Annotated in this window: 11 protein-coding genes and 4 tRNA genes; 6 read left to right on the top strand and 9 right to left on the bottom strand. The window is 62.9% G+C overall.

Annotation, left to right across the window (positions count from 1 at the left end; translation table 11 throughout):
* Positions 1 to 2: 2 nt before the first annotated feature.
* The 4 genes from KG088_RS02410 to KG088_RS02395 form a co-directional block, all read right to left on the bottom strand.
* Positions 3 to 74 (bottom strand) — tRNA-His (locus KG088_RS02410).
* A gap of 36 nt (positions 75 to 110) precedes the next feature.
* A tRNA-His gene (locus tag KG088_RS02405) sits at positions 111 to 185 on the bottom strand.
* 67 nt (positions 186 to 252) lie between these two features.
* Positions 253 to 329: transfer RNA gene (locus KG088_RS02400), tRNA-Arg, on the bottom strand.
* A 67-nt stretch (positions 330 to 396) separates the two neighbouring features.
* Positions 397 to 473: transfer RNA gene (locus KG088_RS02395), tRNA-Pro, on the bottom strand.
* Between the two features lie 215 nt (positions 474 to 688).
* On the opposite strand from KG088_RS02395, the gene folD reads away from it, so the two are divergent.
* The 4 genes from folD (at position 689) to KG088_RS02375 (ending at position 3,783) form a co-directional block, all read left to right on the top strand.
* Positions 689 to 1,567: a bifunctional methylenetetrahydrofolate dehydrogenase/methenyltetrahydrofolate cyclohydrolase FolD gene (gene folD, locus KG088_RS02390; protein ID WP_213823875.1), complete on the top strand. Its 879-nt coding sequence runs from the start codon at positions 689 to 691 to the stop codon at positions 1,565 to 1,567.
* Positions 1,568 to 1,636: 69 nt separating this feature from the next.
* The gene (locus tag KG088_RS02385) at positions 1,637 to 2,101 is read left to right on the top strand and encodes an S-ribosylhomocysteine lyase (RefSeq protein ID WP_213823874.1); all 465 of its coding nucleotides are present in this window, start codon (positions 1,637 to 1,639) and stop codon (positions 2,099 to 2,101) included.
* Between the two features lie 34 nt (positions 2,102 to 2,135).
* On the top strand, positions 2,136 to 2,873 hold the full coding sequence (gene mtnN, locus KG088_RS02380) for a 5'-methylthioadenosine/S-adenosylhomocysteine nucleosidase (protein ID WP_213823873.1): 738 nt from the start codon (positions 2,136 to 2,138) through the stop codon (positions 2,871 to 2,873).
* The gene (locus KG088_RS02375; RefSeq protein ID WP_213823872.1) at positions 2,851 to 3,783 is read left to right on the top strand and encodes an alpha/beta hydrolase fold domain-containing protein; all 933 of its coding nucleotides are present in this window, start codon (positions 2,851 to 2,853) and stop codon (positions 3,781 to 3,783) included. The genes mtnN and KG088_RS02375 overlap by 23 nt, the downstream gene beginning before the upstream one ends.
* Here the strand turns inward: KG088_RS02375 and pyrC are convergent.
* Positions 3,770 to 4,810, bottom strand: coding sequence for a dihydroorotase (gene pyrC, locus KG088_RS02370; protein ID WP_213823871.1), 1,041 nt, complete (start codon positions 4,808 to 4,810; stop codon positions 3,770 to 3,772). The two genes, KG088_RS02375 and pyrC, sit on opposite strands and share 14 nt — an antisense overlap.
* 154 nt (positions 4,811 to 4,964) lie before the next feature.
* Here pyrC and KG088_RS02365 point away from each other — a divergent pair, with 154 nt between their 5' ends.
* The gene (locus tag KG088_RS02365) at positions 4,965 to 5,390 is read left to right on the top strand and encodes a hypothetical protein (RefSeq protein WP_213823870.1); all 426 of its coding nucleotides are present in this window, start codon (positions 4,965 to 4,967) and stop codon (positions 5,388 to 5,390) included.
* 8 nt (positions 5,391 to 5,398) lie between these two features.
* On the opposite strand, the gene KG088_RS02360 is transcribed toward KG088_RS02365, so the two are convergent.
* The 4 genes from KG088_RS02360 to KG088_RS02345 all read right to left on the bottom strand — a co-directional run bounded on the left by KG088_RS02360 (position 5,399) and on the right by KG088_RS02345 (position 9,214).
* Complete coding sequence (locus tag KG088_RS02360) at positions 5,399 to 6,640, bottom strand: NAD(P)/FAD-dependent oxidoreductase (RefSeq protein ID WP_213823869.1); 1,242 nt, start codon at positions 6,638 to 6,640, stop codon at positions 5,399 to 5,401.
* Between the two features lie 94 nt (positions 6,641 to 6,734).
* Complete coding sequence (locus tag KG088_RS02355; RefSeq protein WP_213823868.1) at positions 6,735 to 7,190, bottom strand: tellurite resistance TerB family protein; 456 nt, start codon at positions 7,188 to 7,190, stop codon at positions 6,735 to 6,737.
* A gap of 67 nt (positions 7,191 to 7,257) precedes the next feature.
* Positions 7,258 to 8,514 (bottom strand): M20 family metallo-hydrolase, encoded by a 1,257-nt coding sequence (locus KG088_RS02350; RefSeq protein WP_213823867.1) that lies wholly within the window; start codon positions 8,512 to 8,514, stop codon positions 7,258 to 7,260.
* Positions 8,515 to 8,545: 31 nt separating this feature from the next.
* Positions 8,546 to 9,214 carry a DUF1028 domain-containing protein gene (locus tag KG088_RS02345; protein ID WP_213823866.1) on the bottom strand — a complete coding sequence of 223 codons (669 nt, stop codon included), beginning with the start codon at positions 9,212 to 9,214 and terminating at the stop codon, positions 8,546 to 8,548.
* Between the two features lie 200 nt (positions 9,215 to 9,414).
* Between KG088_RS02345 and KG088_RS02340 the strand changes: the two genes are divergently transcribed.
* Positions 9,415 to 11,007, top strand: coding sequence for an ABC transporter substrate-binding protein (locus tag KG088_RS02340; protein ID WP_250148000.1), 1,593 nt, complete (start codon positions 9,415 to 9,417; stop codon positions 11,005 to 11,007).
* Positions 11,008 to 11,079 lie beyond the last annotated feature (72 nt).

Genomic DNA, 11,079 nt, shown 5'->3' with positions numbered 1-11,079 from the left:
GGGGTGGATGATGGGGATCGAACCCACGACCACCGGAGCCACAATCCGGGGCTCTACCACTGAGCTACATCCACCATTGCCTTAACGTAAAGGGTACCGCTGTATCGAAATGGGGTGGATGATGGGGATCGAACCCACGACCACCGGAGCCACAATCCGGGGCTCTACCACTGAGCTACATCCACCATAATCGACACTGGGCTTGATTCTGACTCGATTGCTGCAAACTCTCACACCGCTTGACGCCTTGGCTGGCGCGCCCAGCAGGACTCGAACCTGCAACCTACGGCTTAGAAGGCCGTTGCTCTATCCGGTTGAGCTATGAGCGCATGTTACGTTTCTAGGCACTCTACCACAACTCATGATGGAATAATGTTCTTTCCAATCAATACGTTGTGGTCGGGGTGGAGGGATTCGAACCCCCGACATCCTGCTCCCAAAGCAGGCGCGCTACCAGACTGCGCTACACCCCGCCGGTCGTCTAACGGCCCAGACGCGCCGCAGGGGCCTCGTCGAGCGTTGCGTATTCTACTCATCTTTGACGGCAGGTCAAGCCAGGCGTTGTCATTGCTTTTGGCGGCGCTTTGCCTGGACGGCCCGGCATGCGAAAATCAGCGACTTTTCTAGTCTAGAGATGCCGTCTCAGCGGCGTCCACTTCGATCTCAATAGACCATCAGGGGACGCCAGATGACCGCCCAATTGATCGACGGCAAGGCCATTGCCGCGAAAGTTCGCCAGCAGGTCGGGCTCCAGGTCCGCGATCGCCGGGAAGCAGGCGCACGCGTACCGGGTCTGGCGGTGATACTCGTCGGTGAGGACGCCGCCTCGGCGGTCTACGTACGTAACAAGCATCGTGCCTGCGAAGAGGCCGGCATAAAATCCCTGAAGTACCAGCTACCCATGGCGACCTCCCAGTTGGAGCTCGAAGCGCTGGTCGACGAACTCAACAACGATGCTCGCATCGACGGCATCCTGGTCCAGTTGCCGCTGCCCGCACACCTCGATTCACGTCCCATCCTCGAACGCATCCTGCCCCACAAGGACGTCGATGGGTTCCACCCCTATAACCTTGGCCGTCTGGCCCAGCGTCTGCCCATGCTGCGACCCTGCACGCCGAAGGGAGTAATGACCCTGCTAAAGGCAAATGATCTGGATGTCCGTGGGCTCGACGCTACCGTCGTCGGCGCGTCCAACATCGTCGGCCGTCCCATGGCCCTGGAGCTGATGCTGGCGGGTTGTACCACGACTGTCTGTCATCGCTTCACCCGCAATCTCGAGGCGCATGTCAGGCGTGCCGAGCTACTCGTTGTGGCGGTTGGCAAGCCGGGACTGGTCAAGGGGGAATGGGTTCGCGATGGCGCCATCGTCATCGACGTGGGCATCAACCGCGAAGACGATGGCCGGCTGATCGGCGATATCGAGTTTGCATCAGCGGTTGAGCGAGCCAGCTGGATCACCCCGGTGCCAGGCGGTGTCGGTCCGATGACCGTCGCTTCATTACTGGAAAACACCTTGATCGCCGCAGAGCGTCATGACGCCATGGAATCGGGCCTGCAACCCGCCTGATGATGCACCGCGCTCGCCATCGCGCTAGTATAGGTGCCCGTTGAGTCATTATCGGACAAGAGGTCATTGATGAGCGACAAGATGAACGTGGAGAGCTTCAACCTGGATCACACCAAGGTGAAGGCACCCTATGTCCGCCTCGCCGACATCAAGGCCGGCGAGAAGGGGGATCGCATTCACAAGTATGACATGCGCATCTGTCAGCCCAATCAGACTCACATGGAGATGCCCGCGCTGCACTCCCTGGAACACCTGATGGCCGAGCTTTCTCGCAACCATTCCGACAAGGTCGTCGACATTAGCCCCATGGGCTGCCAAACGGGCTTCTACGTGGCGATGATCAACCACGACGACTATGACGATGTATTGCGCCTCCTGCAGCAGACCCTCGAGGACGTGCTCGTCGCCGAGGATGTCCCCGCCTGTAACGAGATGCAATGTGGCTGGGCGGCCAGCCACAGCCTCGAAGGCGCGAAGGATATCGCTCGCGGATTTCTTGCCAAGCGCGACGAATGGACGCAGGTCTTCGCCTGATGCCTCTTTCGCCAGTGCGGAGCACGCCGACGCCATGAAACCAATTGGCATCATCGGCGCCATGGCCCAGGAAGTGGATCGCCTGGCCGCCTTGCTGGAAGATCGCCAGACGAGGACTCATGTCGGTTCGATCTTCCATATCGGCCGCCTGCATGACATCGACGTGGTGATCCTGCAATCCGGGATCGGCAAGGTTAACGCCGCGGTGGGCACCACGCTGTTACTGGACATGTATCAACCTCAGGCCGTTATCAATACTGGCTCTGCCGGCGGTTTCGGCCAAGGACTGTCAATTGGCGATGTGGTCGTGTCGACAGAAGTTCGCCATCACGACGTCGACGCCGTGATTTTCGGTTACGAGCACGGTCAGGTGCCAGACATGCCAGCCGCCTACCGGCCCGATCCCAGGCTGATCAGGATCGCGCGGGAATGCGTCGAGTCGCTCGGGGAAGTCAGGGTTATCGAGGGGCTGATCGCCACCGGCGACGTCTTCATGGCCTGCCCCGAGCTGGTCGCCAAGACACGTTCACGCTTTCCCACCATGCTGGCCGCCGAAATGGAAGCCGCCGCCATCGCGCAGACATGCCATCTCTACCGCTGCCCGTTTGTGGTCATCCGCTCGCTGTCGGACATCGCCGGTGGTGTCGATAACCATCTCTCGTTCGAGCAGTTTCTCGAACAGGCGGCTGACCATTCGGCGCGCATGGTCGTGGCCATGGTCGAGCGCCTGGCCATGGAAGACACCTCCTGTGCCGTCCCCTTACCCCACTAGCCGTTCGCGTCACTGCCTGCTCGGCGTGGCGTTGAGCCTGTTGATCGTCGGTTGTAGCAGCACGCACACCGCCACCCAAGGCGAGGCGGCCATCGAAAGACGCGGCGAACCGGAAGCCGATACGTCCTTCCGTGCGCTGCCTGGCCAAGCCTACACTCCCGCCGACTGGCCCGAGACGCTCGAGGCTCACGTCTACCTGCCCGACACATCCAGTAGCACCCTGCTGCGCCCCGCCGCCCTGGTCGTCCACGGTGGCGGCTGGCAGAACCGCACTCCAGATGACATGACCCCCATCGCCGAGCGTCTCGCACAGGAAGGTTACGTGGCGGTCAATATCGAGCATCGCTTCGCGCCGGAATATCGCTTTCCGGCACAGCTTCACGACCTGCAGCAGGCCATGGCCTGGCTGCACGACAACGCTCACGCGTGGCGTGTCGACACCGACCATATTGTCGGGGTGGGGTTTTCCTCCGGCGCTCATCTGGTCAGCCTGCTCGCGGTCGCGGGTACCGAAGGGCCGCTGGCCTCGCCCTACGGAGGCGACCATGCCCGCCTCGCCGCGGTGCTGGCAGGGGGAACGCCCAGTGATCTCTTCAAGTTCGATGATGGGCGTCTGGTCGTCGAGTTTCTGGGTGGCACGCGGGCCGAGGTGCCCGAACAGTATCGCCTCGCCTCCCCGGCCCGCCAGGTGACAACAGACACCCCGCCGTTTTTCCTCTTCCATGGCACCTGGGACCGGCTGGTGCCAGTCGATCATGCCACCGATTTCAAGTCCGAGCTGGCCGCCAAGGGCGTGGAGACCGAGCTTTATCTCCAGCACTGGCGCGGCCATGTGACCAGTTTCCTGACGCGTGGGGGCGCCATCGATGCGGGTATCGCCTTCCTGAACCGGCAGGTCAATGGTCAATGAGTGACCAGGCCAGTGACTCGCCGGCCATCAGAGGGATGATGCGCTTGCCACCGGCATAGGGCAGCGATCTCGGGACCTGCCAGGCGTCTCGCACCAGCGTGATCGTATCCCGATTGCGCGGCAATCCGTAAAAATCGGGGCCATGGTGACTGGCAAAACCCTCCAGCCGATCCAGGGCGTCAACCTGCTCGAACGCCGTCGCGTAAAGCTCGATAGCGGCCGGCGCCGTATAGGCACCGGCACAGCCACAAGCGCTCTCCTTGTCACCCTGGGCATGGGGGGCACTATCGGTACCCAGGAAAAACTTGCCGGAACCGGAGGTCGCGGCCTCAAGCAGCGCCTGCCGATGACGCTCACGCTTGAGAATCGGCAAACAATAATAGTGTGGGCGGATACCACCGACCAGCATGTGATTGCGATTGAAAAGCAGATGATGAGCGGTGATGGTCGCGGCCACACTGGCAGGCGCCTGGGCGACGAACTCGGCGGCTTGACGGGTGGTGATATGCTCGAAGACCACCTTCAGGTCGGGATGACGCTCGAGCAGCGGCGCCAGCACCGTCTCGATGAAAACGGCTTCACGATCGAAGATATCGACCTCGGCATGGGTCACTTCCCCGTGCATCAACAGCGGTATGCCGAGCCGCGACATGGCCGCGATGGCCGCGTCGCAGTGAGCGAGGTCGGTGACGCCGGAAGCGGAATTGGTGGTCGCCCCCGCGGGGTAGAGCTTGACGGCATGGATCAGACCGCTGGCGTTGGCCCGCTCGATCTCGGCCGCCGGCGTATCGTCGGTGAGATAGAGCGTCATCAGCGGCTCGAAGCGACTGCCGTCCGGCAGCGCCGCGAGGATTCGCTTGCGATAGGCAAGCGCCTGCTGCGTCGTGGTGACCGGCGGCGTGAGGTTGGGCATGATGATCGCACGGCCCATTTGCCGGGCACTGGCACCCAGTACGGCGCCCAACACCTCACCGTCGCGCAGATGAAGGTGCCAGTCGTCGGGGCGGGTCAGGGTGATCGATGTCATGACGAGTCCTGATTGAGTCAATGAGCGGAATAACGCGCGCAACAGGGGGTAGTATACCGCAGCAGAAAGGCAGCGTTGACCTACCGGGACTCCCGGGGCTTCATCCGTGACGGATTTCCCGTATCATGCCGCCAGACCAATCGAGGGAGATCGCATGCCCAAGGTGCGCCAATATGCCGACCTGGTCGCCACGCTGGCCGGGCTGATGTGGTTGGTGGTCTTCTGGTCCATCAGTATTTCCGCCCGTCTCGGCAGCATCGAACCCTTCCTGGCCGCCCTTCTGGCCCTGGGGAGCATGATTCTGGTCAGCTTCGTGCACCGTCCCATTCGGGTGTTGTTGCGCCGTTATCATGTGCGCAAGCGGCGCACCGAGATGTGGATGCATATCCTCGCCCTGCCCCTGACGCTGGCCTTCCTGATCGCCATTGTCATCGAGACCCTCCTCACCCCCCTGGATGGCGAACAAAAGATGCTGCTGTTCAACGTACTGGCCACCGCGGGGTGGGGCGTCTTCGTGCTGACCCTGCTGGTCAAGTGGATCCTGCATCGCCTCAACCGTCGACGAGACGCCGGCGCCTGACCGGACACTCAGAAACGGTCGGCGCGGAATGGCGCCATGTCGATGGCCGTCGGCTCACCATCGATCATTTCTCCCAGCAGGCGCCCTGTCGCCGGTCCCAAGGTGAACCCCTGATGCCCATGGCCGAACGCGAGCCAGAGCCCATCGAGACCCGGCGCCGGGCCGATCACCGGCTTCATGTCCGGCAAACAGGGCCGTGCGCCCTTCCAGGGTTCGGCATCGAGCCGCTCCGCCAGGGGAAACAATTTGCGAGCCACGGCCTCGGCCGCGGAAAGCTGGCCGTAGTGGGCGGGCGCCTCACGCGGCGCCAGTTCGGCGCCAGTGGTCAGGCGTATGCCGGCATGCATCGGCGCCAGCAGGTAACCGATCTCGGCATCCATGATCCAATGATTGAGATGCGCATCACCGCGCGACGCGTAATGCATGTGGTAACCACGCTTGACGAAGAGCGGCAGCGATAGCCCCTGGCGAGCCAACCAGTCACCCGACCAGGGACCCATGGCCATTACCAGATCGCTGCCCTCAAGCGGACCCTCGTCGGTCGTCACGCGCCAGCCCTGCCCTGACTGCGTCATATCGTGCACCTCGGCACGCACCAGGCGGCCGCCTTCGGCCTCGAAGGCCCGCGCATAGGCATGCACCAGCGCTCCGGGATCGCCAACCGTCCAGGAATCGGTCCAATGAATGGCCCCAGCCAGATCGCCCGAAAGATGGGGCTCCTGTGCCTTCAACTCGGCAGCATTGAGCAGACGATGTCCCACGCCGAACTGCTCGGTGGCCTCTTCGACGTCGCGTAACTTGTTATCGAGCCCTTCGGCACTGCGATAGAGCTCGAGCCACCCTTGCTTGCTGACCAGCGACTCGGCGCCCGCCGCCTCGATCATCGGGCCGTGCGTCTCGAGTGCCAGCATGATCAGGGAGGCGTACTCAGGCACGATTTCCTCGTAGCGACGCGGGGAGGAATTGTGCCAATAGCCCAGCAACGACTGGGCCGACCCCATGACACCGCCGATCCGATAGCGGATGTCCACAGCGCGATTGGGCAGGACGCGTGCCAGAGTGCCCAGGTCACGTGGGAATGGATATGGCTTGACCGCCTCCCGCTGGATGATCCCGGCATTGCCGAAAGAGGTCTCGCGACCCGGCTCGCGACGGTCCAGCAGCACCACCGAGTGGCCACGGCGGGCGAGATGCCAGGCAATCGAAACGCCGACCATCCCGGCCCCCATAACGATGATTTCGCGAGACATGATCTTCTCCTGCATGCCGGTGTCTATCCGTGACGTCGGATGCCACGTAAAAAACGGATGTTGCTCGTCCGCATATCATAAGGCCGGAACGCCGTCAGTCCTGACCGCCTTGAGCCAGCAGTTTGCCACGAATGAAATCGGCGTGCCCCACATGCAACAGATCGGCGAGTCGCCTGATTCGATGCTCCTCGAGATGGTGGCGCTCACCATCGGCCAGCGCCAGCGACCACATCATCTCGATCAGCTCGCAGCGTTTTTCGTAGTCGTAATTCTCCTTGATCAGGCTGACAAACTGGTAGTGGTCCACGGCATCGTCCACCTCCTCATGCGCCATTTCCATTAGCTCGGTTACCTGCGCGTCCGCGAGGCCGAAATGCGACTTGAGCAACCGATGCAGGGTATCGAGCTCTGCGTCATCGATATGGTAATCGGCGCGTACTACTTCACACAGCAACGCCGCGGTGGCGAGCTCGAGACTCGGCGCGGACCCGGACTCACTGCCCGGCTGCGCCAGTGACTGCTGAAAGAAGCGCTGTATTCTATCGATCATGACCGTCTCCCGACATGGATGACTCCCGAGGATGCACGCCCCTCAGACTCGACACATCGTGGGATGTTCACGCCTTGCGTCGAGCCGTCGGCATGGCTCGCAGCATGGCCATGATCACGCGCGTCGCCGCTTCGGCATCCGCGGCGCTGATCGCCTCGTCGGGATGGTGGCTCAAGCCTTCGCGGCATCTCACGAAGAGCATGCCGATATCGGTCAGGTCGTGCATCGCCAGACCGTCGTGACCGGCGCCGCTGAACAGGCGTCGCGTTGGCTCACCCGCTGCCGTGCAGGCGGCTTCCAATGCCTCGATCAGCCAGTCGGCGCAGGGCACGCCTTCCGCCTGATAGGTCGGCTCGATGTCGAGCACCAGCCCCCGGCGGCTGGCAATATCCTTCACCGCATGCAGGATTCGCTCTCTACCGGCGAGGCGCTTGGCACGCTCGGGCGAGCGCAATTCCAGGGAGAATATCACCTCGGCGGGAATCACGTTGACCGCGTTGGGGCGCACCTCGAGTTTACCCACCACCCCGACCAACCCTTCACCTTCATTGAGCAAGCGGTCGGCTTCCATGACCATTTCCGAGGCGCCGACCAGCGCATCGCGGCGCCCCGCCATGGGGGTGGTGCCGGCATGCCCCGCCTTGCCGATCACGCTGATGCGGTGGCGCTCGATGCCCGTCAAGGCGGTGACCACCCCAACGGCGAGCCCCTGCTGCTCGAGCACCGGGCCCTGCTCGATATGCACTTCGACAAACCCCAGCGTCTTGCCGGGATCTCGCGCCAGCGTGGACATGCTTTGCGGGTTCCCACCGAAGGCGGCAAGCGCCTCGCCCAGGCGAATACCATCGCTGTCGCGGGCATCGAGCATCGCGGGGTCGAACGTGCCGGCCAGCGCGCGGCTGCCCACCAGCGTTGACTGAAACCGTGTGCCCTCCTCGTCACCGAAGGCCACCACTTCGATCCCGTAATCGAGTTCACCCCCCTGCTCGCGAAGCGCTTCCAGTGCCAGTAACGGCAACGCCACCCCGAGCATGCCATCGTACTTGCCGCCTTCGGTCACCGTGTCCTGGTGTGATCCCAGTATCAGCGTCGGCTCGCCCGCCAGCGCCCTGAGATTGCGCCCCACCAGCGTCCCGGCGGCATCCAGTTCGGGGGTCAGACCAGCGCGGGTCATCCAGGTTTCCAGCAGCGGCAGCAAGCGTCGATGCTCATCGCTGCAGAAGAGGCGCGTTACGCCGGGTCCGGGTCGGGAAAACGCAGCCGCCTGGTCGAGGCGCTCCATCAAGCGCTGTCCGAGGGTGAGGTCTGAAGGCGTCCGGGTCATGGGGTGGCTCCTGTGCGTGTCGAGCGAGGGCTCAGTGGCGATGCGGTGATTCGGCGGTGGGAAGCCGTGCCAGGAACGCCTGGAAGTCCTCGTCGTCCTGAATACGGCGATAGAGGCGGACAAGGGCAGGGACGGCGTCGTGCGCATCGTCGATGCGCAGATCAAGCGGGATGCCACCCTTAGCGCGTACCTTGAGCGCCGACGACCGTACGCCGCGATAGTCGCCCCCGGCGAGTTCGCCGGCCGCCATGGCGGCCAACAACCGGTCTGGCAGCATACCGCCTGATTCATGGGCCTCGCGAAACGCCGCCGCCATCGCCGGCACTACCCGCGCATTGCCAAGCATGTTGCCGGCCACCACCAGGCCAGGCTCGAAATGCATGGCCGTCACTGGCTCGTTGCTGTCACCGGTCCAGCCGCTGCTCTCGCCCGTCATGTTCATCAACGCCAACTGGCGAAACGCCTGGCCCCGATCGTCGGCTCGCAGTCGCTCGAGGACGGCCTCGACCGACCAACCATGGGCCAGCAAGTCGAGCCCGCGTTCGGCGGCCAGTACGTTAGTGCTGTAGCCCTGCGTGATACATGCCCCCACACCAGGCAACAGATGCGGCACGAAGCCACCGAGTGCCGGCCCTCCCGTCGCACAAGCAATACCGAGCGCCTGGGTGGCACGGTCGATGGCGATCAAGCTAAACGTCATGGCGGTCTCCAGAGCGCCGACGACTTGCGGGGTCGGCGAGGCTGTGCCATAGGTATAGAGTCGAATTTATCATGATAAATACAGCGACATTGTCAGCCTAGCCGCTCTCGCTAACAAAAACACCTCCGCTAGCAAAGCCCCTCGCCTGTCTTTCGGGCGATCTATAACAATGATCTACAACAACGACCAGGAGAGGCAACATGACCGTCATGCATTCCGGGGCCGGCCGCTGGTGGCTGCCCGTTCTGGCATCCCTATCACTGGGAGTGAGTGCCTTGGGGGCGAGTGGCACGCTATCCGCGCAAACGCCACCCAATGTACTGATCGTTGGCCAGATCGCCGAACCCAAGGCACTCGACCCGGCCCAGGTCACCGCGGTCAATGACTTTCGCATCATGATGAATCTTTACGATGGCCTGGTGCGCTACGCCGATGGAACCCTCGATGTCGAGCCCTCCCTGGCCCGAGAGTGGTCCATCAGTGAAGACGGCACCCTCTATACCTTTACGTTGCGAGACGATGTCGTCTTCCACGACGGCAGCGACTTCAATGCCGAGGCGGTCGTGTTCAACTTCGAACGCATGCTCGACGAGGATCATCCCTATCACGATACGGGTCCCTTCCCGCTCGCCTTCTTCTTCGATGCAATCGCGGAGGTCGAGGCGACCGGCGAACATGAAGTCACCTTTACCCTCGACGAACCCTATGCGCCCTTTCTCTCCAACCTTGCCTATCCCACCGGCTTGATCGTCTCCCCCGCGGCGGTCGAGGAGCACGGCGAGAACTTCGGGCGCAACCCATCCGGCACCGGCCCGTTTCGGTTCGAGGAGTGGGAAAGCAACAGCCGAGTCGTCGCCAGCCGCAACGAAGATTACTGGGATGGCCCGCCGTCGCTCGAAGCCGTGGTCTTCCGGCCGATCACCGATGCCAATACCCGCGTGGCCGAGATGTTGTCGGGGGGTATCGACCTGATGGTCGAAGTTCCCCCGGACACGCTGGCCTCGATGGAAGAGGACCCGATGTTCGAGGTCTACGAGCAGGTCGGCCCGCACCTGTGGTTCCTGATCCTCAACATGAAGGAAGGCCCCTTCCAGGACCAGCGCATGCGTCAGGCGGTCAACTACGCCATCGACAAGGAGTCGCTGGTCGACAATGTGCTCCAGGGCACCGCCGAGGTCGCCGACAGCCCCATCCCGCCAGCCTTCGAGTGGGCCTACAACGAAGAACTCGAGCCCTATCCGCACGACCCGGAACGTGCCCGAGAACTGATCGCCGAGGCCGGCTTCGAGGATGCCGAGATCACCTTCTATGTCACTGAAGGGGGCTCGGGCATGCTCGACCCGGTCCCCATGGGCACCGCCATCCAGGCGGATCTTGCCGAGGTGGGCCTGACCGTCAACATCGAAACCTATGAATGGAACACCTTCCTCGACCAGGTGAACCCCGGCCTCGAAGGCAAGGCCGACATGGCACAGATGGCATGGATGACCAATGACCCCGACACCTTGCCGTTCCTGGCCCTGCGCACGGATGCGATGCCGGAGAAAGGCGGTTTCAATTCGGGCTACTACAGCAACCCCGAGGTTGACGAACTGCTCGAGAAGGCGCGGCGCAGCGTGAGCCGCGACGAGCGGGCAGCGCTCTACCGGCAGATGCAGCGCATCGTTCACGAAGACGCCCCCTGGGCCTTCATCGCCAACTGGAAGCAGAATGCCGTGGCCGGTGCCAACGTCGAGAATTTCAGCCTCCAGCCGTCCTTCTTCCTGCTGCTGCATGAGGTCGAAAAGCCCTAGGGCAGCGCTCGTGCCGACATCAGGGCGGCCTTTGCGGGCCGCCCCTTTCGCTGTGGCTTGCGCCGACTCAAG

It is taken from the genome of Halomonas jincaotanensis (genome assembly GCF_018448785.1).
GTDB lineage: Bacteria > Pseudomonadota > Gammaproteobacteria > Pseudomonadales > Halomonadaceae > Halomonas > Halomonas jincaotanensis.
The sequence above is the reverse complement of the archived record's forward strand: the minus strand, read 5'-3'. Positions and strand labels throughout refer to the sequence as shown.